This window comes from Variovorax sp. VRV01 (genome assembly GCF_014852545.1).
Lineage (GTDB): Bacteria > Pseudomonadota > Gammaproteobacteria > Burkholderiales > Burkholderiaceae_C > Variovorax > Variovorax beijingensis_A.
In genome coordinates, this window is record NZ_JACVBS010000027.1 from 1 (window position 1) to 22,802 (window position 22,802).

Consider the following 22,802-nt stretch of genomic DNA (forward strand, 5'->3'; position numbering starts at 1 on the left):
CGAAGACGGTGATGTCGTACAGGTCGGGCGCGAGCTTCAGGAGCTCCTCCAGCGTGCGCACGCCGGCCATGCCGTTGCCGACCATCACGAGCTTGAGTTTCTTCATCATGGGTGGGCCTTTCGGGGATTAAGCAATCGGAAGCGCACGGCGCGCGTAGAGAATCGCGCCATGAGCTTTGAAGTGGACATCGGCTACAGCAGCCAGCGCGGACCGCGCGACGTGAACGAAGACTTCGCGGGCGCCGTGAACGCACCGCCGGGCGAGGAGTCGCGCGGGCTCATCGCGGCCATTGCCGATGGCGTGTCCACCGGCGGGCGCGGCCTCGAGGCGGCGCAGACCACCGTCATGGGCCTGCTGGCCGACTACTTCGCGACGCCCGACACCTGGGAGCCGACTGCCGCGCTCGACCGCCTGGTCGCGGCGCAGAACGCCTGGCTCGCCGACCACAACCGCCGGCGGCAGGGCGGCGCCACCGCGCTCACCACGCTGACGGCGCTGGTGCTGCACGGCCAGAGCTACACGCTCGCGCACGTGGGCGACACGCGCGCCTGGCGCGTGCGCGCCGGCGGCGAGCCGGCCATGCCGCTGACCCAGGACCATGCCTTCGAACACCCCGACATGCGCAGCCGCCTGACGCGCGCCATCGGCCTCGACGACCAGGTGCGTGTCGACTACGCGCAGGGCGACGTGCGCGTGGGCGACTGCTTCGTGCTCAGCACCGACGGCGTGCACGGCGTGCTCAAGCCGCAGCGCCTGGCCGCGCTGGCCCTGCAGGGCGGTGCCGAGGAGGCGAGCGAGGCGCTGGTGCGCGCGGCGCTCGATGCCGGCACGCGCGACAACGCGACCGCGCTGGTCATCCGCGTCGTCGGCCTCGATGTGCGGCAGCTCGACGACGAGCTCGGCGATGGCCGCCGCCTGGCGCCGCCGCCTTTCTTGAAGGTGGGCGACGTGCTCGACGGCTACGTTGTCACCGGGCTGGTGGCCGACACCGGCGTGCACCTGCTCTACCAGGCGCGCAATGCGGCCACGCGCGAACTGGTGGCGCTCAAGACGCTGCATCCCTCGCGCGCCAGCGACCCGCAGGAGCGCGCGATGCTCGCGCACGAGGCCTGGCTGGGCCAGCGCGTGGGCAACAGCGGATTCGTGCGCGTGCACGAGCGCGCCGAGAACGCCAGTGCGCTCTACATCGTGTTCGACTGGCACGGCGGGCGCACGCTGGAGCAGATGCGCAAGTCCGGCACGCGCGGCGCGGTGGCCGAGGTGGTTGCCGCGGCCATCGATGTCACCAAGGCCCTGGGCCGGCTGCACCGCCACGGCGTGGTGCATCGCGACATCAAGCCCGGCAACCTGCACCTGGGCGACGACGGCCGCTGGCGCATCCTCGACCTCGGCGTGGCGCTGTCGGGCCGCGAAGGCGCGGCCCAGCGGGAGCTGCATGCCGGCACGCCCAGCTACATCAACCCCGAACAGTGGGAGGGCGCCGAAGCCGACACCGCGAGCGACCTGTTCGCGCTCGGCGTCACGCTGTACCAGTGGCTCGGCGGCCACCTGCCCTATGGCGAGATCGAGCCCTACCAGGTGGCGCGCTACCGGCGCGATCCGGCTGCGCTCTCGCGCCTGCGGCCCGACGTGCCCGTGTGGCTCGACCACCTGGTGCGCAAGGCCGTCGCGCGCGATCCGCGCGAGCGCTTCGAAACCGCCGAGGAAATGCTGCTCGCCCTGGAGCGCGGCGCTTCCCGCCCCGTGAGCGCGCCCGCCGCCACGCCGCTGATCCGCCGCGATCCGGCTGCGCTCTACAAGATCGCGCTGGCCGTGTCGCTGCTGTTCAACGCACTGCTCGTGGTGTGGCTGCTGTTTCTGCCACGTTGAGAGATGGGATGGCGCGCGCTTCATCGGATGCCTTTTTGTCTACGGCCGCGCTCCGCGCTTAACTTCGCCGGAGGCGAAGTTAGCCTGCGACGAAAAGGCGGTCGTGCGGGCACGGCCGCCTTTTTCGGCCCAGGTGCGGGTCCAGCGGATCTGCATCACGCGCATGACGCCCAGCATCACCAGCGACAGCGCGCCGAAGAACACGAAGCCCCAGACGTAGCTGCCCAGGTACTGCTTCGACAGGCCCATGGCGTTGGGCACCAAGCCGCCGCCCAGCGCGCCGATCTCCCCGATCATCGAGCCGGCCACCGCGGTGCTCGTGGGCCAGCGCAGCGGCACCAGCTGGAACAGCGCGCCGTTGCCCGCACCCAGCGCGGCGAAGCACACGATCAGCAGCAGCGTGGTGAGCGCGAGCGATGCCGACGAGATGCCCACCAGCACGAGCCCGAGCGCCACCACCAGCAGCACCACGGTCAACGTGTTGACGCCGCCCCAGCGGTCGGAGATCCAGCCGCCGACGATGCGCACCGCGGCGCCCATGAAGGCGGCCAGCATCGTGAGCTGGCCGGCCTGCACCTTGCTCACGCCGAACTGGTCGTAGTAGTAGGAGGGCAGGAAGGTGGTGAGCCCGATGAAGCCGCCGAAGGTCACGCCATAGATCAGGCTGAACACCCAGCCGTCCTTCTCGAACAGGCAGGCGATGTGTTCGCGGAAGCTGGCGTGGCTGTCGACGTCGGGTGGTTCCTTGGCAAAGACGATCATCACGATCATCGGCACGAGGATGGCGCCGGCCGCCACGCCGTACACCGCCTGCCAGCCGAGCCACTGCGCGAGCGGCGGCGCCACCAGCACCGACACCGCCGTGCCCACGTTGCCGGCGCCCACCAGGCCCATTGCCAGGCCCTTGTGCTGCGGCGGGAACCAGCCCGAGCCCAGCGACAGCGCCACGCCGAAGCTTGCGCCCGCAATGCCCAGCAGCACGCCCATGGCGAGCAGGTCGTTGAAGCTCTTCACGAAGAAGAAGCCGAACAGCATCGCCACCGCGATCAGGCCCATCTCGACCAGCGTCGCGTTCTTGCGGCCGATGTACTGCGACAGGATGCCGAGCGGAAAGCGCATCAGCGCGCCCGCGATGATCGGCACCGACAGCATCAGCCCCTTTTGTGCGGGCGAGAGGTCGAAGCTCTCGCCGATGAAGGGCGCCATCGCGCCGTTGAGCACCCAGATGCAGCACGAAAACGAGAAGTACAGGAAGGACGCAAACAGCGTCGGCCCGTGGCCGGAATGCAGAAAGGTCTTGAAGCTGGACATGGCGTTCAATCGTGCGAAATGCCGCGGCGCGGCCTTGCAGGAGCCGTGTCGGCGGACGGGGTTGGGGCGGGATGCCGGCGGCGGACGCTGTCGGCGTGGGGGTGCTTCCCGGCACGTGCAGTGCCGGGATGGATGCAGGAGCCTGCAGCCTCACCAAAGCGGTGCTTCGTTACACCGCACCCCGTTCGATGCAAGAGGCGTGCCTGCGAAAACGCGCGGGCCTGGCCTATGCTTGCGCTGCTCTCCGACACCTCGCCATGATTTCCCTTCTCGCCGTTCTGCCCAATGAATTCGCCGGCTCCGCGCCCTTGCCGGAGCTGCCGGAGCCGCTGCGGCTGGCGCTGGAGGGGACGAATGCCACCATGCTCGGAGTGGCCACCTGCCACACGCTGGTGCAGCAGGTGGGTGCGCTTGCACCGCAACAGGCATGGGTCCATCTGCCCGAGCCGGCGGATCAGCTGCCGGCGCTGGTCGAAGCACTGCAGGCCTGGGGCGGCGCGCCGCCTTGCGCGCTGAGCCTGGCCAGCGCGCCGCTGAGCAGAGAACAGCACGAGGCGCTGGCTGCGCTCGGCGTGCATGCCTGGGCGCCCATCGATGCGCTGGACGCCGTGTCGCTTGCTGCACTGCTCGCCCGCGCGCAGGCCCGCTGGCAGCGCGAGGCCGCGCTGCGCACCGAGCTCGACGCGCTGCGCACGCGCATGGACGAGCGCAAGTGGGTCGACCGCGCCAAGGGCCTGCTGATGTCGGCGCGCGGCATCGGCGAAGACGAAGCCTTCGGCCTGCTGCGCGGTGCCGCAATGCATGCCAACCTGCGGCTGGGCGAGGTGTCTCGCTCGGTCATCGAGGCCGCGCAGTGGGCCGATGCGATCAACCGCGCCGGCCAGCTGCGCATGCTCTCGCAGCGGCTGGTGCGCGTGGCGGCGCAGCTGCTGTCGGGCATCGACGTGCAGCGCGCGCGGGTTCTGCGCACGCAGTCGACCGAGCGGGTGCAGCAGAACCTCGATCATCTGGGCACCCTCGAGCTGGGCGCGGCCGGCGTGCTCGCGCTGGGCGAAGTGCAGGCCGCCTGGAGCGCGCTCGCCGCGTCGCTGGCCGCGCGTCCCGCGCAGCAGGGGCTGGCCGAGATCGACGCGCGTGGCGAGGCCTTGCTGTCGGCGGCCGAGGCCATGACGGAGGCGCTGGAAGCATCCGGCGCGCGGCGTGCGCTGCGCATCGTCAACATCTGCGGGCGCCAGCGCATGCGCGCGCAGCGCCTGGCGAAGGACGCATTGCTCGCGTCGATCATCGGGGCAGAGGCTTCGCGCGGCCGGCTGCTGCCGACCATGAACGAGTTCGAGGCCGCGCTGCTGGAGCTGGAGCGCGCGCCCCTCAGTTCACCCGAGATCCGCGCCGCGCTGGCGGCCGCGCGCGACGAATGGCTGCGCCTGGTAGGCGGCGTGCAGGCGCTCGAAAGCCCCGAAGGCCGCGCAACGCTGGTGCGTTCGAGCGAGGCGCTCGTCGACACCTTCGAGCGCCTCACGGGTTGGTACGAGCACAGCCTGCAGGTCATCATGTCCTGAGCCTGGCTCACTCCCAGTCTGCGCGCACTTCGTGTCGCTTCGCCAACCCCCTCACCGGGGGCAACACCAGCGGCCCGGCGAAGCCGGTTCCGCGGTGTTCCACGAAGGGCTGGCATCGCGTCATGCGCCTTGCGCGCCGGGTCAGGCTGCGACTTTTTCTACGTGCGCCTGGCGCGTGTAGAGGAAATCGATCACCGCCTTGCGGGCGTGCACATAGGCCGGGTCCTCGGCCAGCTCGACGCGGTTGCGCGGCCGGGCGATGTCGACCTTCAGCACCTCGCCGATGGTGGCGGCCGGGCCGTTGGTGAGCATCACGATGCGGTCGGAGAGCAGCACCGCCTCGTCGACGTCGTGCGTGACCATGACGACGGTGCTCTGCGTCTTCTGGACGATGGCGAGCAGTTCGTCCTGCAGCTTGGCGCGCGTGAGCGCGTCGAGGGCGCCGAAGGGCTCGTCCATCAGCAGCACCTTGGGTTCCATCGACAGCGCGCGCGCAATGCCCACGCGCTGCTTCATGCCGCCGGAGATTTCGCCGGGGCGCTTCTGCGCGGCGGCCGAGAGGCCGACCATCGCCAGCGCCGCATCGGTGCGCGCGCGCAGCTGCGCCTTGCCTTCGCTGGCGGCAAAGACGCGCTCGACCGCGAGGTACACGTTCTCGAAGCAGGTGAGCCAGGGCAGCAGCGAGTGGTTCTGGAACACCACCGCGCGCTCGGGGCCGGGGCCCTTGATTTCCCTGTTCGCGCACAGCAGCACGCCCTGCGTTGGCGTGGTCAGGCCGGCGATGAGGTTCAGCAGCGTCGACTTGCCGCAGCCCGAATGGCCAATTAGCGTGACGAACTCGCCCTTGGCCACGTTCAGGTTGACGCCCTGCAGCGCAAGGAAGCTGCCCTTGGCGGTCTTGAAGCGCTGCTCGACGTTGTGGATCTCGATGTACTTCGAATCATCGTTCATGACTTCACCTCTTCGAACGTGAATGCGGTTGCAAGCTTGATGAGCGCGAACTCCAGCACCAGGCCGACGATGCCGATCACGAAGATCGCGATGATGATGTTGGCGACGTTGAGGTTGTTCCACTCGTCCCACACCCAGAAGCCGATGCCCACGCCGCCGGTCAGCATTTCGGCCGCGACGATCACCAGCCAGGCGGTGCCCACGGCCAGGCGCACGCCGGTCAGCATGTAGGGCAGCACGGCCGGGAACAGAATTTTCGTGAAGATCTTCCACTCCGACAGGTTCAGCACCTTCGCCACGTTCATGTAGTCGCTCGGCACGCGCTGCACGCCCACCGCGGTGTTGATCACCATCGGCCAGATCGAGCAGATGAAGATGGTCCAGATGGCCGCCGGGTTGGCACCCTTGAACACCAGCAGGCCGATCGGCAGCCAGGCGAGCGGCGAGACCGGGCGCAGCAGGCTGATGAGCGGATTGAACATGCGCGAAAGGAACTCGAAGCGCCCGATCGCAAAGCCCGCCGGAATGCCGACCGCCGCGGCCAGCCCGAAGCCCAGCGCCACGCGCTGCAGCGACGAGAGTACGTTCCAGCCCACGCCCTGGTCGTTCGGCCCCTTGCTGTAGAACGGATCGCTGAACACCGTGAGCGCCTGCTGCCAGGTGGCCAGCGGCGATGGAAAGCCGGTGGTGCTCTTCATGGCCACCAGCTCCCAGATCAGCACCAGCAGGCCGAAGCCCGCGAGCGGCGGCAGCACGCGCATCCAGAAGGCGCGCAGGTCGATGGGGGTGCGCGGCTTGGGCTCCCTGGCGGCAGCGGCGGGTTGCGAGGGCGCCTCGGCGCGGGGCACACCCTCGCTCCGACCCTCTCCCGCACGCGGGAGAGGAAGGGATGCGTCCATCGGCGAATGAAATACAGCGCTGACCATGATGTGTTTCTCCTCAGGCATGCAGCTTGAAAGACTCGGCGTACTTCTTCGGATCCTTGCCGTCCCACACGGTGCCGTCGAACAGCTTGCTGCTGCGCATCACGTCCTTGGGCACCGGGGTCTGCGTGGCGGCGGCGGCCTGCTTGTAGATGTCGATGCGGTTGATCTCGGTGGCCACCTTCAGGTAGTCCGGATGCTCCTTCAGCAGGCCCCAGCGCTTGTGCTGCGTGAGGAACCACATGCCGTCCGACAGGTAGGGAAAGCTCACGGCGCCGCCGTTGTAGAACTTCATGTGGTTGGGGTCGTCCCAGCTCTTGCCCATGCCGTTGACGTAGCGCCCCAGGATGCGCTGGTTGATCGCGTCCACACTGGTGTTGACGTAGCTCTTGTCCGCGATGGTCTCGGCCATCTTGTTCTTGTTCTGCAGGCCGGTGTCGATCCACTTGCCGGCCTCGATGATGGCCGCGGTGACGGCGCGCGCGGTGTTGGGGTACTTCTTGACGAAGTCGGCCGTGGTGCCGAGCACCTTCTCGGGGTGGTCCTTCCAGATGTCCTGCGTCGTGATGGCCGTCACGCCGATGCCGTCCATGATCGCGCGCTGGCCCCAGGGCTCGCCCACGCAGTAGCCGTCCATGTTGCCCACGCGCATGTTGGCCACCATCTGCGGCGGCGGCACCGTGATGTTCTTGACGTCCTTGAAGGGGTCGATGCCGGCCGATGCAAGCCAGTAGTAGAGCCACATTGCATGCGTGCCAGTGGGAAAGGTCTGCGCGAAGGTGTATTCGCGCTTCTCGCTCGCGATCAGCTTGGCGAGCGAGGCAGCATCGACCGCGCCCTTGTCGGCCAGCTTCTTCGAGAGCGTGATGGCCTGGCCGTTGTTGTTGAGCGTCATGAGCACGGCCATGTCCTTCTTCGGGCCGCTCAGGCCCAGGTGCATGCCGTAGACCAGGCCGTAGAGCACGTGCGCCATGTCCAGGTCGCCGTTGGAGAGCTTGTCGCGCACGCCGGCCCAGCTGGCTTCCTTGCTGGGCACGATCTTCACGCCGTACTTCTTGTCGATGCCCAGCACCGAGGCCATCACCACGCTGGCGCAGTCGGTCAGCGGGATGAAGCCGATCTTCACTTCTTCCTTCTCGGGCTTGTCGGAGCCCTGGGCCCAGACTGCGGCACGCAGCGCAGGATTGACTCCCACGGCGCCGATGGCGGCGGCTTGCAGTACGCGGCGGCGGCTGAGGCGGGTTTTCAGCGGGTCGGTCATGTGGCGGGCTCCGGTTGAAGAACAACAAACAAAGGAAGGCAAAAAACAAAAAGGCGTCCCGCACCGCGCAGGGGCTGCTCGAAAACGAGCCCTTGCGGGATGGGGGACGCCTTTGTCCGATCTCGGCGGGCAACACCCGCCGTTGGGTGCCACCTGCCTGGGACCCGAAGGTCCATGTACTACTTCAGCAAACTGTGTGCCAGCTTTTGCCGCCGCCAATTGCTATCGAATCGGCAGCAGGAGAGCGGTTGCCGGCATGAGCGCAAGGGCCACAGGGCGGAAATCCGGATGCATGCACGGTTGTTGTGCACTGCACCAATCCGAACGCTTTTTGGGGCGGCGCTCAGCGCCGGGGCGCCGCATCGAGCGGCAGGTAGTCGGCCATCGCGAGCATCGACTCGGCCACGTCGACCAGGCGGCGCTTCTGGTTCATGGCGGTCTGCAGCAGCATCTTGTGCGCTTCGTTCTCGCTCATGCGGCGGTGCGCCATCAAGAGGCCCTTGGCGCGCTCGACCAGCTTGCGCTCGTTGAGGGAGGCGCGCACGGTCTCGAGCTCGTCGCCCATGGCCTGCAGCCGGCGCGACTGCTCCTGGACCATGTCGAGCACCGAGCGCTCCAGGTGGCGGCCGTATTGCGCGGGCTCGGTGGCCCGGGTGTCGGCGTCGTCGAAGAACAGCGCGCCCTCGGGCTGCGGCGCGAGGTTGCCGAGCACCTGCTGGTAGCGCTGCAGTTCGCTGCGCGCCTGCGCGGTCTTGCGCGCGCAGAGATCGCGCAGGTCGGCGGCCAGCCGGTCCTCGACGGTTTTCATGGCGTCGATGCGGCGCGTGCACCAGTCGAACCAGGCCTGGCTCAGCCGCGGGTCGGGAGCGGCCGCCGAGGCCGTCTGGGCCGGGCTCACGCTCATGCGGCGCTGGCGCTCGATCTCGGCCATGACAGCCTCGGACTGGCTTTGGTGCCAGAGCGCCAGCACGCCGCTGCTCGAAAACTCGGTGAAGACCTGGAAGCAGCGCTCCTGCAGTTCGATGAGATGCAGCCATTGCTGGCGCTGCGCCTCGTCGCTGCGGCCCACGGCCAGCGAGGCGGCGCCGAAAGCACGCTCCTGGCCGGCGAATTCCTTGCCCTGCATGAAATTGAACATCGCCACCAGCAGGCGCGAGATCTCGGGATCGGTGGCGCCGTCGGCTGCCTCGAACACCACCGCCAGCAGGCCGGCCACGAGCTTGGCGAAGGCGGCGGTGGCCTGCGCGGGCGTCAGCTCAAGCGCGCCGATGCGGCGGCGCAGGGCGGGCAGGCCGTCCAGTCCCGGAAGCACCCAGGCGATGCGGCTGAAGAGGCGGGCGCTGTTGCCTGCGGTGGCGCCGGGGTGCGCTTCGGTCTCGAGCTGGTCGAACCCGGCGCGCACCTCCTGCTCGAGCGCCAGGCATTCGGCGATCTGCGGATCGCGCTGCTCGGCGAAGCGGCCGCCGCGCGAGGCGAGGAACACGTTGGACATGCCGCGCTCCCGCTGCAGCGCATGGACCAGCCGCGCGATCAGGCCGACCAGGTCGCTGGTGCGCGCGAGCTGGTCCAGCTCGTCGATTTCGCACCTTCGGGCGGCGATCAGAAAACTCAGTCCGGATTTCATGGCGGGGGAGGGGGAGCACAAGGCCCGCTGCAACATCCGTGCCGCACGGGCATTCCGCGCCGCCTACACTCCCGGGCATGCTCCTCCTGGGAATCGAATCATCCTGCGACGAAACCGGCGTGGCGCTGGTGGAAACGCATGGCGACGCACTGCCGCTGCTGCGTTCGCACGCGCTGCACAGCCAGATCGCCATGCACCAGGCTTATGGCGGCGTGGTGCCCGAACTGGCCAGCCGCGACCACATCCGCCGCGTGCTGCCGTTGACCGAGGCCGTGATGGCCGAAGCAGGCCGCTCGCTGGCCGAGATCGACGTGGTCGCCTACACGCGCGGGCCGGGCCTGGCCGGGGCCTTGCTGGTGGGCGCCGGCGTGGCCTGCGCGCTGGGCGCGGCGCTGGGCAAGCCGGTGCTCGGGGTGCATCACCTCGAGGGGCACCTGCTGTCGCCGTTCCTGAGCGCCGATCCGCCGGAATTCCCGTTCGTGGCGCTGCTCGTGTCGGGCGGCCATACGCAGCTGATGCGGGTCGACGGCGTGGGTCGCTACGAGCTTCTGGGCGAAACCATCGACGATGCGGCCGGCGAGGCCTTCGACAAGAGTGCCAAGCTCATGGGTCTGCCTTATCCAGGCGGCCCCTGGCTGGCCAAGCTGGCCGAGGCGGGCAACCCCGCGGCGTTCAAGCTGCCGCGGCCGCTGCTGCACAGCGGCGACCTCGATTTTTCGTTCGCGGGCCTGAAGACGGCGGTGCTGACGCAGGCCAAGAAGCTCGGCGCTGAACTCGAAGCGAACAAGGCCGACCTGGCCGCGTCCACGCAGGCGGCGATCGTCGAGGTGCTGCTGAAGAAATCGCTGGCCGCGCTCGGGCAGACGGGCCTCAAGCGGCTGGTGGTGGCCGGCGGCGTGGGCGCGAACCGCAGCCTGCGGGAGCAGCTGAACGCCGCCTGCGCCAGGCGCGGCGTGCGCGTGCACTATCCGGAAATGCACCTGTGCACCGACAACGGCGCCATGATTGCGATGGCGGCCGCCATGCGGCTGCAGTCGGGCCTGGCCCAGGCGAGCGAGCGCTATGCCTTCGACGTCAAGCCGCGATGGCCCATGGCTTCGCTGATGGCGCCATCCGAGACGCCGCGGCCGGTGCCCGCGTAGCCGCCGACGGGCGCGAGCGGCCGAGCGACGGCAACGGCAGCACGTCGAGCACATTGCGCCAGAGCTGGCGCCATTGCGGCCAGTCGTGGCCGCCCTCGGTGGTGAAGACGCGGCCTTCGGGCAGGGCGTCCGCCAGCAGCTTGTGGTTGCTGGCAAAGCGGTCGCTGAGGCCGAAGCCGAGGTAGAGCTGGGGCAGGCTCTGCGACTTCTGCGGCTCCAGGTACTGCTGGAACCAGGGCCAGAGTTTGCGGTCGACTTCCTCGTCGGGCAGGGGGCCAGCCGGCGCCTGCCAGGTGCGCAGGCCGCCGGCCTTGAGGATCTCGGCGCCCAGCACGCGGCGCCCCAGGTAGGGCGCCAGCGCGACGATGCCGTCGACCGAGCCCGGCCGCGACAGCTCGTGGATCAGCGCGCCGAAGCCGCCAATGGAAATGCCGACCAGCCAGATCGACTTGTAGCCCCTGGCGCGCTGCGGCTCGATGACGTCCGCATGCAGGCGCTCGCTGAGCGTCTGGTCGTAGTAGTAGGAAACATCGGCATCCACCAGCAGCGAGTCGGCCGCCAGGTGGCGCTCGCGCACGGCGCTGATGAAGCCCTCGCGCTCGAACTCGTCAGGTTTCAGGTAGGCGCCCGGAAGGAAGACCAGGAGCGTATCGGACCGTTCATCGTCTTTGGCTGACTTGAGGTGCGTGATCATGGCGTGCCTTGAGGGGCACCCGAATCCGCACCGTCATGGATTCGGTGCGTCTGTCGAAACGCCCACGAAGAAAGAAAATGTGAAAACGTCACATGATGTGACGTTATTCGCTGTCGTATTGTGATTAGGGAGCGTCTTCAAAGTCAAAAACAATAGATAACGACACTTTCCTCTTGTGGGCTTTGCAGGCTCAGTTGATCTGCAGCTGCGAAACCTGGCTGACCGGCACCCGCTTGCCCAGCTTCAGCGTGAGCACGCCGTTCTCGAGCTTGGCTTCGCTCGAGGACACGTCGATGTCCAGCGGCAATTCGTAGGCCGCCTTGAACTGGCGCTTGGCTTCTGCCTTGCTGTCGATGCGGACCACGGCGCCTTCGATGCCGATGGCGAGGTCTTCGCGCGAGAGGCCCGGCACGTCGACGGAAAGCGTCCAGCTCTTGTCGTCCTGCTCGACGAGCGGCGAGGGGCGCGTGCCGGCGAAGGCCTCGTTGACGAAGCGCTCGAAGGCGCGGTCGTACGAACGGGGTGCAAAGCGGGCGGTGCGAAGGGTGGGTGCGAAAAACATGTGAGAACTCCTGAATGAACACAATGGGGACAAGGAATGTGTGTCCCTTACACTGCGCGGCCATTCCATCCTGAGTGCCGCTTGTCACCTCATCTAGGCACAGCCGCACTCGTTTCAAGACAATGAATCCTCCCTTTATTTGGCGTCGCAAGGCCTTGAAATTTGCGGCGCTGGCGCTATGCGCGGCGCCCTTCGCAGCACAGGCGCAGGCAGCGCCCGCGCCGATCCGCCTCGCGCTGATCGAAAGCATGAGCGGGCCGTTCGCCAACACCGGCGAGGCGGTGTTCCGCAACCTGCTGTGGGCCGTGGAGCGCGTGAATGCGCGCGGCGGCATCAAGCTGTCCGGCGGCGCGCGGCCGCTGCAGCTCGACCGCTACGACAGCAAGGGGCAGAACGAGGAAGCGCTGTCGGCGCTGCGCGCAGCCATCGACGACGGCGCGCGCATCGTGCTGCAGGGCAACTCGTCGGCCACTGCCGCGGCGCTGATCGATGCCATCGAGAAGAACAACGAGCGCGACCCCGCGCGGCGCGTGATCTTCCTCAACTACGCGGCGGTCGACCCGGCGCTGACCAACGAGCGCTGCAGCTTCTGGCACTTCCGCTTCGACGCGCATGCCGACATGCGCGTGGCCGCGCTCATGCAAGTGGTGAAGGACGATGCAGCCATCAAGCGCGCCTACCTGATCGGGCAGGACTACAGCTTCGGCCAGGCGGTGCTGCGCGAATCGAAACGCCAGCTTGGCGTGCAGCGGCCCGACATCGAGATCGTCGGGGAAGAACTCCATCCGATGGGCAAGGTGAAGGACTTCGCGCCCTACGCCAGCAAGATCATTGCGAGCGGTGCGCAGGCGGTGTTCACCGGCAACTGGGGCAACGACCTCACGCTGCTCGTGAAGGCTGCGCGCGAGGCCGGCTTCAACGGCAGCTTCTATACCTTCTACGGCAACGCGCTCGGTGCGCCGGCAGCCATCGGCGACGCCGGCATCGGCCGCGTGATCGCGGTGGCCGACTGGCTGCCCAATGTGCAGAGCGCGCAGTCCGAGGCCTTCTACCGCGCCTTCCGCGCGCGCTTTCCCAAGCCCGCCGACGACTATGTGCACATGCGCATGCAACTGCTCGTGGAGTCGCTCGCGCAATCGATCGCGCGCGCGGGCAGCGTCGACGCGGTGGCCGTGGCGCGCGCGCTCGAGCAGGCCGACGTGAGCCTCTACGGACAGCGCGGCCGCATGCGCGCGGCGGACCACCAGTTCCAGCAGCAGCTGGTGGTCGGCGTGATGGACAAGCAGGGCAGTCCGGGCGTGCAGTTCGATGTCGAGGGGTCGGGCTACGGCTTTCGCGTGGTCAAGACCATCGCCCCCGAGCGCGCCGAGCTGCCGACCACCTGCAAGATGAAACGAATCTAGGAAACCAAGACATGCGTGAAGCCATCCACAACCTCGAAGCCTCCAAGATCCGCGAGGTGGCCAATGCAGGGCTCGGCCGCGACGACGTGCTCGCGTTCTGGTTCGGCGAAAGCGACGAGGTTACGCCCGAGGTGATCCGCCAGGCGGCCATCGATTCGCTGCAGCGCGGCGAAACCTTCTATGCGCACAACCTCGGCCTGCCCGAACTGCGCGAGGCCATTGCACGCTACACCAGCGCGCTGCATCCCGCGGTCGATGCGTCGCGCATCGCCGTCACATCCGGCGGCGTCAGCGCGCTGATGTTGGCGGTGCAGGCGCTGGTCGATGCGGGCGACGAGGTGGTCGCGATCACGCCCGTGTGGCCCAACCTCACGGCGCAGCCCGCGATCCTCGGCGCCCACGTGCGCACGGTGCCGCTGGTCCCCGCCGATGGTGAATGGACGCTCGACCTGGCCGCGCTGCGCAAGGCGGTCACGCCAGGGACCCGGCTGTTGATCGTCAACGCGCCCAACAACCCGACCGGCTGGACCATGACGCGCGAAGAGCAGCAGGCCGTGCTCGACCACTGCCGCGAAACCGGCACCTGGATCCTGGCCGACGAGGTGTACGAGCGGCTGTACTTTGAGCCCACCCCGAACGGCTGCGCGCCGAGCTTCCTCGATATTTCCAGGCCGGACGACCAGCTGGTGGTGACGCACAGCTTCTCGAAGAGCTTCCTCATGACCGGCTGGCGCCTCGGCTGGCTCGTGCTGCCGCCCGCGCTGGTCGACGGCATCGGCAAGCTGATCGAGTTCAACACCTCCTGCGCCAGCGTCTTCACGCAGCGCGCCGCCGTCGCCGCCATCGCGCACACCGCGGAGATCACGCCCCGCGTGGTGGCCCACCTGAAGCAGTGCCGTGACACCCTCGTGCCCCTGCTGGCCGCACTGCCCGGCGTGCAGGTGGCCCCCGCCAAGGGCGGCATGTACGCCTTCTTCCGCCTCGAAGGCTTCGGCGACTCCCTCGACCTCGCCAAGCGCCTGGTCGTCGAGGCCGGCCTCGGCCTGGCCCCCGGCAATGCCTTCGCCCCCGAGGCCCAGGGCTGGCTGCGCTGGTGCTTTGCCTCCAAAGATCCCCAGCGCCTTGTCCAGGGCGTCGAGCGCCTCAAGACCTGGCTCGCCGCTCAGAAATAGCGAGGCCGAAGGCGAGCCCTCCGTTCCAGGGATGCCGCGGAACCGGCCCCGCCGGGCCGCAGGCGTCGCCCCCGGTAGGGGGAGGGAGGAGCGACACGAAGTGCGCGGAGCCTGGGGGCGAGCTATAATTCCATGGCTTTGCATACGCAAGGCGCACGGTGAGGGCAGTTCCAGCGCTCACCGCAAGTCAAACATCCCGGAACAAAGGAAATTCAATGATCGCAGCCTCCATCAAGGCCGAAGTCGTCAAGGACAACGCCCGTGCCGCCAACGACACCGGCAGCCCCGAAGTGCAAGTCGCACTGCTGACCGCCCGTATCAACGAGCTCACCCCCCACTTCAAGACGCACGCCAAGGACCACCACGGCCGTCGCGGCCTGCTGCGCATGGTGAGCCGCCGCCGCAAGCTCCTGGACTACCTCAAGTCCAAGGATGCCGACCGCTACACCGCGCTGATCGCCAAGCTGGGTCTGCGCAAGTAAATCGAATCGCATGAAAAAACGCCTGGGTTAGTCCGCTAGCTCAGGCGTTTTTTACTTCGCGATCCACTTTCGGAGTGCCAAAACAGAGCGAAGCTGTGTCATTCCAATGAAGTTCCCGCCGAGCTTCGCTGGAATGGCATCGTGTTCTGAGAAGCCTCCGTCCCTGCGGAACCTGCGCCCAATGCAGGTCATCCGCTCTCAAAACAGGAGCAAAACATGAGCCTCTTCAACAAAGTCACCAAGTCCTTCCAATGGGGCGACAAGACCGTCGTCATGGAAACGGGTGAAATCGCCCGCCAAGCCAGTGGCGCCGTGGTGGTCGACATCGACGGCACCGTGATCCTCGCGACCGTGGTGGCCTCCAAGACCGCCAAGCCCGGCCAGGACTTCTTCCCGCTGACCGTCGACTACATCGAGAAGACCTACGCCGCAGGCAAGATCCCCGGCAGCTTCTTCAAGCGCGAAGCCAAGCCCAGCGAACACGAAACCCTGACCAGCCGCCTGATCGACCGTCCGATCCGCCCGCTGTTCCCTGAAGGCTTCCTGAACGAAGTGCACGTGGTCATCCACACGCTGTCGCTCAACCCCGAAGTCGACGCCGACATCGCCGCCATGATCGGCGTGAGCGCTGCGCTGTCGATCTCCGGCATTCCGTTCAGCGGCCCGATCGGCGCCGCCCGCGTGGGCTACATCAACGGCCAGTACGTGCTGAATCCGGGCCAGACCGCCCGCAAGGATTCGCAGATGGACCTCGTCGTGGCCGGCACCGAAGCCGCCGTGCTGATGGTCGAATCCGAAGCCCTGCAGCTCAGCGAAGAAATCATGCTGGGCGGCGTGGTGTTCGGCCATGAGCAGGCCAACATCGCGATCAACGCGATCCATGAACTCGTGCGCGACGCCGGCAAGCCGGTGTGGGACTGGCAGGCACCGGCCGAAGACGAAGCCTTCGTCGCCAAGGTCAAGAGCCTGGCCGAGGAAAAGCTGCGCGCCGTGTATCAAATCCGCAGCAAGCAGGCCCGCACGCAGGCCCTGCGCGAAGCCAACGCCAGCGTGATGAACGCGCTGAAGGAAAGCGGCGAACCCTTCGACGCCGGCAAGGTCAACGACCTGCTGTTCTCGATCGAAGCCAAGATCGTGCGCAGCCAGATCCTCTCGGGCGAACCCCGCATCGACGGCCGCGACACGCGCACCGTGCGCCCCATCGAGATCCGCAATTCCGTGCTGCCGCGCACCCACGGCTCGGCGCTGTTCACGCGTGGCGAGACCCAGGGCCTGGTCGTGACCACGCTCGGCACCGAGCGCGACGCGCAGCGCATCGACGCGCTGGCCGGCGAGTACGAAGACCGCTTCCTGTTCCACTACAACATGCCTCCCTTCGCCACCGGCGAAGTGGGCCGCATGGGCTCGACCAAGCGCCGCGAAATCGGCCACGGCCGCCTCGCCAAGCGCGCGCTCGTCGCCGTGCTGCCGACCAAGGAAGAATTCCCCTACACCATCCGCGTGGTGTCGGAAATCACCGAATCCAACGGCTCCTCGTCGATGGCCTCGGTGTGCGGCGGCTGCCTCTCGATGATGGACGCCGGCGTGCCGATGAAGGCCCACGTGGCCGGCATCGCCATGGGCCTGATCAAGGAAGACAACCGCTTCGCGGTGCTGACCGACATCCTGGGCGACGAAGATCACCTGGGCGACATGGACTTCAAGGTGGCCGGCACGACCAACGGCATCACCGCGCTGCAGATGGACATCAAGATCCAGGGCATCACCAAGGAAATCATGCAGGTCGCACTGGCCCAGGCCAAGGAGGCGCGCATGCACATCCTCGGCAAGATGCAGGAAGCCATGGGCGAAGCCAAGACCGAGGTGTCGCAGTTCGCACCGCGCCTGACCACGCTGAAGATCAACCCCGAGAAGATCCGCGACGTGATCGGCAAGGGCGGCGCCGTCATCCGCGGCCTGCAGGAAGAAACCGGCACGACGATCAACATCGACGAGGACGGCACCATCACCATCGCCTCGACCGACCCTGAAAAGGCCGAGTTCGCCAAGAAGCGCATCGAGCAGATCACGGCCGAAGTCGAAATCGGCAAGGTCTACGAAGGCCCGGTCACCAAGATCCTGGACTTCGGCGCGCTCATCAACCTGCTGCCCGGCAAGGACGGCCTGCTGCACATCAGCCAGATCGCGCACGAGCGCGTCGAGAAGGTGACCGACTACCTGAGCGAAGGCCAGATCGTCAAGGTCAAGGTGCTCGAGACCGACGAAAAGGGCCGCGTCAAGCTGTCCATGAAGGCCCTGACCGAGCGTCCGGCCGGCATGGAATACAGCGAGCGCCCGCCCCGTGAAGACCGTGGCGACCGCGGCGGCGAGCGCCGCGAGCGCTCGGACCGTGGCGGTGATCGCGGTGGCGATCGCGGCGAGCGTGCTCCGCGCTTCAACAACGAGCAGCAGCAGCCGCGCAACGAGCAGCCGCAGGCGCCCGTCGGCGAGTACGCACCGCGCGAATCGCAAGAGTAAGAAAGAAGGCGCGACGGCAGCCATGCCGTTGCCAATCCTTTTTTGATTCGCTAACCGCGCCCTGAAACGGGCGTTGCAGGCCAAAGACCATGAAAGCCATTGAAATCACTTCGTACGGCGCCCCCGAGGTGCTGCGCGCCGTGGAGCGCCCCGATCCGGTGGCCGGCGTGGGCGAACTGCTGATCCGCGTCGCGGCCAGCGGCGTGAACCGTCCGGACGTGCTGCAGCGCAAGGGGCACTACCCGGTTCCGCCGGGCGCCTCCGACCTGCCGGGCCTTGAGGTGGCCGGCGAGATCGTGTCGGGCGACGCTGCGGCGCTGGCCGAGGCGGGGTTCAAGATCGGCGACCGCGTCTGCGCGCTGATCGCGGGCGGCGGCTATGCCCAGCTGTGCGTGGCCCCCGTGGCGCAATGCCTGCCGGTGCCCAAGGGTTGGAGCGACATCGAGGCGGCCTCGCTGCCCGAGACCTTCTTCACCGTCTGGAGCAACGTGTTCGAGCGCGGCCGCCTGCAGAAGGGCGAAACCCTGCTGATCCAGGGCGGAACGAGTGGCATCGGCGTGACGGCCATCCAGATCGCCAAGGCGCTGGGCGCCACCGTGATCGCCACGGCCGGCAGCGATGACAAGTGCGAGGCCTGCAGGAAGCTGGGCGCCGACCACGCCATCAACTACCGCACGAGCGACTTCGCCGAAGAGGCGAAGAAGCTCACCGGCGGCAAGGGCGTGGACGTGGTGCTGGACATGGTCGCGGGCGACTACGTGGCGCGCGAGATCGAATGCATGGCCGAAGACGGCCGGCTCGTGATCATCGCGGTGCAGGGCGGCGTCAAGAGCGACTTCAACGCGGGCCTGGTGCTGCGCAAGCGGCTGGTGATCACCGGCTCCACGCTGCGTCCGCGGCCGGTGGCCTTCAAGGGGGCCATCGCCAAGGCGCTGCGCGAGAAGGTCTGGCCGCTGCTCGAAAGCGGCGCGGTCAAGCCCGTGATCCACAGCACCTTTGCGGCAGACGGCGAACCCAGCGGCGCGGCGCAGGCGCATGCGCTGATGGAATCCAACCAGCACATCGGCAAGATCGTGCTGACATGGTGACGGACGACAACACGATGACCACGAAAAAGAAGCTGATCGCGGGCAACTGGAAGATGAACGGCGGCCTCGCTGCCAACGAGGCGCTGGTGAAGGCCCTGCAGCAGGGGCTGGCCGCGGCGCCGGCCGGCTGCGACATCGCGCTGTGCGCGCCGGCCCCGTATTTCGCGCAGCTGCAGTCGCTGCTGGCGGGCTCCACGGCCATGGCGCTGGGCGCACAGGACATCTCGGCGCATCCGCAAGGTGCGTTCACGGGTGAGCATTCGGCGGCCATGCTGAAGGATTTCGGCGTGCGCTATGCGATCGTCGGCCATTCGGAGCGCCGCCAATACCACGGCGAGACCGACGAGGCGGTGGCGGCCAAGACGGCGGCTGCGCTCGCGAACGGCATCACGCCGATCGTCTGCGTGGGCGAAACGCTGGCCGAGCGCGAAGCAGGGCGCACCGAAGAGGTCGTCAAGCGCCAGCTGGCCGCGGTGATCCACGTCAATGGCCATTGCATCAGCGAGATCGTCGTGGCCTACGAGCCGGTCTGGGCCATCGGCACCGGCAAGACGGCGACGCCGGAACAGGCGCAGGCGGTGCATGCCGTGCTGCGCGCGCAGCTGCACCATGCCGCGAGCGAGCACGCCGCCGGCATCTGCATTCTTTATGGCGGCAGCATGAACGCGGCCAACGCCGCGCAGCTGCTGGCGCAGCCCGACATCGACGGCGGGCTGATCGGCGGCGCGTCGCTCAAGGCCCCCGACTTTTTGCAGATCATTTCCGCCGCTTCCCGCTGAACGCGGGCCGTGGCCGACATCAATTAGGAGTAAGAACGAATGAATGTGGTCCTCAATCTACTGGTCGGCGTGCAGATGCTGTCGGCCCTTGCAATGATCGGGCTGATCCTGATCCAGCACGGCAAGGGCGCCGACATGGGCGCGGCCTTCGGCAGCGGCAGCGCGGGCAGCCTGTTCGGTGCGAGCGGCAGCGCGAATTTCCTTTCGCGCACCACGGCAGTGCTGGCGGCGGTCTTCTTTGCCTGCACCTTGCTGCTGGCCTACTTCAGCCACGCACGGCCGGTGGGCGGCGGCAGCCTGCTGGAGCGCGCGGCTGTCGGTACGCCGGCAACGCCCGCTTCGGGCGCTGCAGGGCAGATTCCGGGCGGCACCTCGGGCGCAGCGCCTGCCGGTGCACCTGCTTCGGCGCCTGCCGCACCCGTTTCGGGCGCGGGCCAGATCCCGAACAAATAATCAAGTTGTTTTCATGAAGCTGTCGGTGAGAAACTGCTTCATTTCAGGGTAAACTCTAAAGCTGTTCGGAAAGCCAAACACCTTTCCAGGTACCTCATGCCATCCGAACAAAAAACCGCGGTCGTGGTGAAATTGGTAGACACGCTATCTTGAGGGGGTAGTGGCGAAAGCTGTGCGAGTTCGAGTCTCGCCGACCGCACCAAATCTCACCGGCAGAAAACCTCATCCAGAGTGTTTTCCTGCCGGTGGCAAGCGGTGAAAAATCTCCCGATGAACCTCGATTCCTATCTCCCCGTCCTCTTGTTCATTTTGGTCGGTGTCGGTGTAGGCGTCGCACCGCAAGTCATCGGCTACATCCTGGGTCCCAACCGGCCCGACGCAGCGAAGAACGCTCCCTACGAGTGCGGCTTCGAGGCCTTCGAGGATGCGCGCATGAAATTCGACGTGCGCTATTACCTCGTTGCCATTCTCTTCATCCTGTTCGATCTCGAGATTGCCTTTCTCTTTCCATGGGCGATTGCGCTCAAGGAAATCGGCGCCGTCGGCTTCTGGGCCATGATGATCTTTCTCGCCATCCTCGTCGTGGGCTTCGCCTACGAGTGGAAAAAAGGCGCGCTCGACTGGGAATGACAAGGAATCGACAAAATGGCCATTGAAGGCGTCATGAAGGAAGGCTTCGTCACCACCACCTACGACTCGGTGGTGAACTGGGCGAAGACCGGATCACTTTGGCCGATGACTTTCGGTCTGGCCTGCTGTGCCGTCGAAATGATGCACGCAGGCGCAGCCCGCTACGACATCGACCGTTTCGGCATGCTGTTCCGGCCCAGCCCGCGCCAGTCCGATCTGATGATCGTGGCCGGCACGCTGTGCAACAAGATGGCGCCGGCGCTGCGCAAGGTCTACGACCAGATGCCGGAGCCGCGCTGGGTTCTTTCCATGGGCTCCTGCGCCAACGGCGGCGGCTACTACCACTACAGCTATTCGGTGGTGCGCGGCTGCGACCGCATCGTGCCGGTGGATGTCTACGTGCCGGGTTGCCCGCCCACCGCCGAAGCGCTGCTTTACGGCGTGATCCAGCTGCAGCAGAAGATTCGCCGCACCAACACCATTGCGCGCGCCTGAGGGATTGCCGACGATGACTGATTTTGCAATTTCGCCGGAGGTGCTGCGCGCCACCATTGCCGAGACCCTGGGCGCCAAGGCCAGGAGCGTCACGGTTGCGCTCGGCGAGGTGACCGTGGTGGTCGGTGCTGCCGACTACATCGAAGCCGCCATGCTGCTGCGCGATGCGCCCGGCTGTCGCTTCGAGCAGCTGATCGACCTCTGCGGCATGGACTACTCCGACTACCGCGAAGGCGAGTGGCAGGGCGAGCGCTATGGCGTCGTCACGCACCTGCTGTCGGTGAGTCTCAACCAGCGCGTGCGCCTCAAGGTGTTTGCGCCGAACGAAGACCTGCCCGTGGTCGATTCGCTCCAGCCCGTCTGGAATGCCGCCACCTGGTTCGAGCGCGAAGCCTTCGACCTCTATGGCATCGTGTTCGAAGGCCACGACGACCTGCGCCGCATCCTGACCGACTACGGCTTCATCGGCCATCCGTTCCGCAAGGACTTCCCGGTGTCGGGCCATGTCGAAATGCGCTACGACGAAGAGCAGAAGCGCGTGGTCTACCAGCCGGTATCGATCGAGCCGCGGGAAATTACCCCGCGCGTGATTCGCGAAGACAACTACGGCAGCGGTTTGCATTGATATGGCCGAAATCAAGAACTACACACTCAACTTCGGTCCCCAGCATCCTGCGGCCCACGGCGTGCTGCGCCTGGTGCTCGAGCTCGACGGCGAAGTGATCCAGCGCGCCGATCCGCACATCGGCCTCCTGCACCGTGCGACCGAGAAGCTTGCCGAATCGCGTACCTTCATCCAGTCGCTGCCCTACATGGACCGTCTCGACTACGTGTCGATGATGTCCAACGAGCACGCCTACTGCCTGGCCATCGAGCGGATGCTGGGCCTGGACGTGCCGATTCGCGCGCAGTACATCCGCGTGATGTTCGCCGAGATCACCCGGCTGCTGAACCACCTGCTGTGGCTCGGCGCGCACGGTCTCGACTGCGGCGCGATGAACATGCTCATCTACTGCTTCCGCGAGCGTGAAGACCTGTTCGACATGTACGAAGCCGTGTCGGGCGCGCGCATGCATGCGGCGTACTTCCGTCCGGGCGGCGTCTACCGCGACCTGCCCGATGCGATGCCGCAGTACAAGGTCAGCAAGATCAAGAACGCGAAGGCCATCGAGAAGCTCAACGAGAACCGCCAGGGTTCGCTGCTCGACTTCATCGACGATTTCTGCAAGCGCTTCCCCGGCATGGTCGACGAGTACGAGACGCTGCTCACCGACAACCGCATCTGGAAGCAGCGCACCGTCGGCATCGGCGTGGTGACGCCGGAGCGCGCGCTGAACCTCGGCTTCACCGGCCCCATGCTGCGCGGCTCGGGCGTCGAATGGGACCTGCGCAAGAAGCAGCCCTACGACGTCTACGACCAGATGCGGTTCGACGTGCCGGTCGGCAAGACCGGCGACTGCTACGACCGCTACCTCGTGCGCGTGGAAGAAATGCGCCAGGCCAACAAGATCATCCAGCAGTGCTCGGCCTGGCTGCGCGCCAACCCCGGCCCGGTGATCACCGACAACCACAAGGTCGCTGCGCCCGCGCGCGAGTCGATGAAGGCGAACATGGAGGAGCTGATCCACCATTTCAAGCTCTTCACCGAAGGCTTCCATGTGCCCGAAGGCGAGGCCTATGCCGCCGTCGAGCACCCGAAGGGCGAGTTCGGCATCTACCTGGTGAGCGACGGCGCCAACAAGCCGTACCGCCTGAAGATCCGCGCGCCCGGCTTCCCGCACCTCGCCGCCCTCGACGAAATGTCGCGCGGCCACATGATCGCCGACGCTGTCGCGGTGATCGGCACGATGGACATCGTGTTCGGCGAAATCGACAGGTGAGAAAGA

Annotated in this window: 21 protein-coding genes and 1 tRNA gene; 15 read left to right on the forward strand and 7 right to left on the reverse strand. The window is 67.0% G+C overall.

Annotated elements, in window-relative coordinates; all coding sequences use genetic code 11:
• Window positions 1–169 precede the first annotated feature (169 nt).
• Window positions 170–1,870: a bifunctional protein-serine/threonine kinase/phosphatase gene (locus tag IB278_RS30575; RefSeq protein ID WP_192327701.1), complete on the forward strand. Its 1,701-nt coding sequence runs from the start codon at window positions 170–172 to the stop codon at window positions 1,868–1,870.
• Window positions 1,871–1,909: 39 nt separating this feature from the next.
• Here IB278_RS30575 and IB278_RS30580 read toward each other — a convergent pair whose 3' ends face one another.
• Window positions 1,910–3,181: an MFS transporter gene (locus IB278_RS30580; RefSeq protein WP_145747540.1), complete on the reverse strand. Its 1,272-nt coding sequence runs from the start codon at window positions 3,179–3,181 to the stop codon at window positions 1,910–1,912.
• A gap of 257 nt (window positions 3,182–3,438) precedes the next feature.
• Between IB278_RS30580 and IB278_RS30585 the strand changes: the two genes are divergently transcribed.
• Window positions 3,439–4,740, forward strand: coding sequence for an ANTAR domain-containing protein (locus tag IB278_RS30585; protein ID WP_145747541.1), 1,302 nt, complete (start codon window positions 3,439–3,441; stop codon window positions 4,738–4,740).
• A gap of 141 nt (window positions 4,741–4,881) precedes the next feature.
• Here the strand turns inward: IB278_RS30585 and IB278_RS30590 are convergent, their stop codons facing one another.
• The 4 genes from IB278_RS30590 to IB278_RS30605 all read right to left on the reverse strand — a co-directional run bounded on the left by IB278_RS30590 (window position 4,882) and on the right by IB278_RS30605 (window position 9,499).
• Entirely contained in the window at window positions 4,882–5,691 is an 810-nt protein-coding gene (locus tag IB278_RS30590; RefSeq protein ID WP_192327704.1) for an ABC transporter ATP-binding protein, read from the reverse strand.
• Window positions 5,688–6,617, reverse strand: a complete 930-nt coding sequence (gene ntrB, locus IB278_RS30595) for a nitrate ABC transporter permease (protein WP_192327707.1) — start codon at window positions 6,615–6,617, stop codon at window positions 5,688–5,690. Before ntrB ends, IB278_RS30590 begins: the two co-directional genes overlap by 4 nt.
• Window positions 6,618–6,630: 13 nt before the next feature.
• The gene (locus IB278_RS30600; RefSeq protein ID WP_145747543.1) at window positions 6,631–7,875 is read right to left on the reverse strand and encodes a CmpA/NrtA family ABC transporter substrate-binding protein; all 1,245 of its coding nucleotides are present in this window, start codon (window positions 7,873–7,875) and stop codon (window positions 6,631–6,633) included.
• Window positions 7,876–8,218: 343 nt separating this feature from the next.
• Entirely contained in the window at window positions 8,219–9,499 is a 1,281-nt protein-coding gene (locus tag IB278_RS30605; RefSeq protein ID WP_192327710.1) for a nitrate regulatory protein, read from the reverse strand.
• A gap of 77 nt (window positions 9,500–9,576) precedes the next feature.
• Between IB278_RS30605 and tsaD the strand changes: the two genes are divergently transcribed.
• Entirely contained in the window at window positions 9,577–10,641 is a 1,065-nt protein-coding gene (gene tsaD / locus IB278_RS30610) for a tRNA (adenosine(37)-N6)-threonylcarbamoyltransferase complex transferase subunit TsaD (RefSeq protein WP_192327712.1), read from the forward strand.
• Here the strand turns inward: tsaD and IB278_RS30615 are convergent.
• Window positions 10,574–11,335: an alpha/beta hydrolase-fold protein gene (locus IB278_RS30615; protein ID WP_145747546.1), complete on the reverse strand. Its 762-nt coding sequence runs from the start codon at window positions 11,333–11,335 to the stop codon at window positions 10,574–10,576. The two genes, tsaD and IB278_RS30615, sit on opposite strands and share 68 nt — an antisense overlap.
• Window positions 11,336–11,525: 190 nt before the next feature.
• The gene (locus tag IB278_RS30620; RefSeq protein WP_145747547.1) at window positions 11,526–11,897 is read right to left on the reverse strand and encodes an Hsp20/alpha crystallin family protein; all 372 of its coding nucleotides are present in this window, start codon (window positions 11,895–11,897) and stop codon (window positions 11,526–11,528) included.
• Between the two features lie 122 nt (window positions 11,898–12,019).
• Between IB278_RS30620 and IB278_RS30625 the strand changes: the two genes are divergently transcribed.
• The 12 genes from IB278_RS30625 to IB278_RS30680 all read left to right on the forward strand — a co-directional run bounded on the left by IB278_RS30625 (window position 12,020) and on the right by IB278_RS30680 (window position 22,796).
• The gene (locus tag IB278_RS30625) at window positions 12,020–13,300 is read left to right on the forward strand and encodes a branched-chain amino acid ABC transporter substrate-binding protein (RefSeq protein ID WP_192327715.1); all 1,281 of its coding nucleotides are present in this window, start codon (window positions 12,020–12,022) and stop codon (window positions 13,298–13,300) included.
• An 11-nt stretch (window positions 13,301–13,311) separates the two neighbouring features.
• The gene (locus IB278_RS30630) at window positions 13,312–14,472 is read left to right on the forward strand and encodes a pyridoxal phosphate-dependent aminotransferase (protein WP_192327718.1); all 1,161 of its coding nucleotides are present in this window, start codon (window positions 13,312–13,314) and stop codon (window positions 14,470–14,472) included.
• 215 nt (window positions 14,473–14,687) lie between these two features.
• Complete coding sequence (rpsO, locus tag IB278_RS30635) at window positions 14,688–14,954, forward strand: 30S ribosomal protein S15 (RefSeq protein WP_007837783.1); 267 nt, start codon at window positions 14,688–14,690, stop codon at window positions 14,952–14,954.
• 216 nt (window positions 14,955–15,170) lie between these two features.
• Window positions 15,171–17,471: a polyribonucleotide nucleotidyltransferase gene (pnp, locus tag IB278_RS30640; RefSeq protein ID WP_145747550.1), complete on the forward strand. Its 2,301-nt coding sequence runs from the start codon at window positions 15,171–15,173 to the stop codon at window positions 17,469–17,471.
• 89 nt (window positions 17,472–17,560) lie between these two features.
• Entirely contained in the window at window positions 17,561–18,559 is a 999-nt protein-coding gene (locus IB278_RS30645) for an NAD(P)H-quinone oxidoreductase (RefSeq protein WP_145747551.1), read from the forward strand.
• Window positions 18,553–19,338, forward strand: a complete 786-nt coding sequence (gene tpiA / locus IB278_RS30650; protein ID WP_145747552.1) for a triose-phosphate isomerase — start codon at window positions 18,553–18,555, stop codon at window positions 19,336–19,338. Before IB278_RS30645 ends, tpiA begins: the two co-directional genes overlap by 7 nt.
• 39 nt (window positions 19,339–19,377) lie before the next feature.
• On the forward strand, window positions 19,378–19,791 hold the full coding sequence (secG, locus tag IB278_RS30655; RefSeq protein WP_145747553.1) for a preprotein translocase subunit SecG: 414 nt from the start codon (window positions 19,378–19,380) through the stop codon (window positions 19,789–19,791).
• A gap of 117 nt (window positions 19,792–19,908) precedes the next feature.
• Window positions 19,909–19,993: transfer RNA gene (locus IB278_RS30660), tRNA-Leu, on the forward strand.
• 68 nt (window positions 19,994–20,061) lie between these two features.
• Entirely contained in the window at window positions 20,062–20,421 is a 360-nt protein-coding gene (locus IB278_RS30665; protein ID WP_012748607.1) for an NADH-quinone oxidoreductase subunit A, read from the forward strand.
• Between the two features lie 15 nt (window positions 20,422–20,436).
• On the forward strand, window positions 20,437–20,916 hold the full coding sequence (locus tag IB278_RS30670; protein WP_012748606.1) for a NuoB/complex I 20 kDa subunit family protein: 480 nt from the start codon (window positions 20,437–20,439) through the stop codon (window positions 20,914–20,916).
• Between the two features lie 13 nt (window positions 20,917–20,929).
• Complete coding sequence (locus IB278_RS30675; RefSeq protein WP_145747554.1) at window positions 20,930–21,541, forward strand: NADH-quinone oxidoreductase subunit C; 612 nt, start codon at window positions 20,930–20,932, stop codon at window positions 21,539–21,541.
• Between the two features lies 1 nt (window position 21,542).
• Complete coding sequence (locus tag IB278_RS30680) at window positions 21,543–22,796, forward strand: NADH-quinone oxidoreductase subunit D (RefSeq protein WP_192327721.1); 1,254 nt, start codon at window positions 21,543–21,545, stop codon at window positions 22,794–22,796.
• The last annotated feature ends 6 nt before the right edge of the window (window positions 22,797–22,802 follow it).

What these genes read in the sequence shown, in the direction of transcription:
- IB278_RS30575 (WP_192327701.1), top strand. Translation starts at nt 170, where the DNA reads ATGAGCTTTGAAGTGGACATCGGCTACAGCAGCCAGCGCGGACCGCGC.
- IB278_RS30580 (WP_145747540.1), bottom strand. Translation starts at nt 3,181, where the DNA reads ATGTCCAGCTTCAAGACCTTTCTGCATTCCGGCCACGGGCCGACGCTG.
- IB278_RS30585 (WP_145747541.1), top strand. Translation starts at nt 3,439, where the DNA reads ATGATTTCCCTTCTCGCCGTTCTGCCCAATGAATTCGCCGGCTCCGCG.
- IB278_RS30590 (WP_192327704.1), bottom strand. Translation starts at nt 5,691, where the DNA reads ATGAACGATGATTCGAAGTACATCGAGATCCACAACGTCGAGCAGCGC.
- ntrB (WP_192327707.1), bottom strand. Translation starts at nt 6,617, where the DNA reads ATGGTCAGCGCTGTATTTCATTCGCCGATGGACGCATCCCTTCCTCTC.
- IB278_RS30600 (WP_145747543.1), bottom strand. Translation starts at nt 7,875, where the DNA reads ATGACCGACCCGCTGAAAACCCGCCTCAGCCGCCGCCGCGTACTGCAA.
- IB278_RS30605 (WP_192327710.1), bottom strand. Translation starts at nt 9,499, where the DNA reads ATGAAATCCGGACTGAGTTTTCTGATCGCCGCCCGAAGGTGCGAAATC.
- tsaD (WP_192327712.1), top strand. Translation starts at nt 9,577, where the DNA reads ATGCTCCTCCTGGGAATCGAATCATCCTGCGACGAAACCGGCGTGGCG.
- IB278_RS30615 (WP_145747546.1), bottom strand. Translation starts at nt 11,335, where the DNA reads ATGATCACGCACCTCAAGTCAGCCAAAGACGATGAACGGTCCGATACG.
- IB278_RS30620 (WP_145747547.1), bottom strand. Translation starts at nt 11,897, where the DNA reads ATGTTTTTCGCACCCACCCTTCGCACCGCCCGCTTTGCACCCCGTTCG.
- IB278_RS30625 (WP_192327715.1), top strand. Translation starts at nt 12,020, where the DNA reads ATGAATCCTCCCTTTATTTGGCGTCGCAAGGCCTTGAAATTTGCGGCG.
- IB278_RS30630 (WP_192327718.1), top strand. Translation starts at nt 13,312, where the DNA reads ATGCGTGAAGCCATCCACAACCTCGAAGCCTCCAAGATCCGCGAGGTG.
- rpsO (WP_007837783.1), top strand. Translation starts at nt 14,688, where the DNA reads ATGATCGCAGCCTCCATCAAGGCCGAAGTCGTCAAGGACAACGCCCGT.
- pnp (WP_145747550.1), top strand. Translation starts at nt 15,171, where the DNA reads ATGAGCCTCTTCAACAAAGTCACCAAGTCCTTCCAATGGGGCGACAAG.
- IB278_RS30645 (WP_145747551.1), top strand. Translation starts at nt 17,561, where the DNA reads ATGAAAGCCATTGAAATCACTTCGTACGGCGCCCCCGAGGTGCTGCGC.
- tpiA (WP_145747552.1), top strand. Translation starts at nt 18,553, where the DNA reads ATGGTGACGGACGACAACACGATGACCACGAAAAAGAAGCTGATCGCG.
- secG (WP_145747553.1), top strand. Translation starts at nt 19,378, where the DNA reads ATGAATGTGGTCCTCAATCTACTGGTCGGCGTGCAGATGCTGTCGGCC.
- IB278_RS30665 (WP_012748607.1), top strand. Translation starts at nt 20,062, where the DNA reads ATGAACCTCGATTCCTATCTCCCCGTCCTCTTGTTCATTTTGGTCGGT.
- IB278_RS30670 (WP_012748606.1), top strand. Translation starts at nt 20,437, where the DNA reads ATGGCCATTGAAGGCGTCATGAAGGAAGGCTTCGTCACCACCACCTAC.
- IB278_RS30675 (WP_145747554.1), top strand. Translation starts at nt 20,930, where the DNA reads ATGACTGATTTTGCAATTTCGCCGGAGGTGCTGCGCGCCACCATTGCC.
- IB278_RS30680 (WP_192327721.1), top strand. Translation starts at nt 21,543, where the DNA reads ATGGCCGAAATCAAGAACTACACACTCAACTTCGGTCCCCAGCATCCT.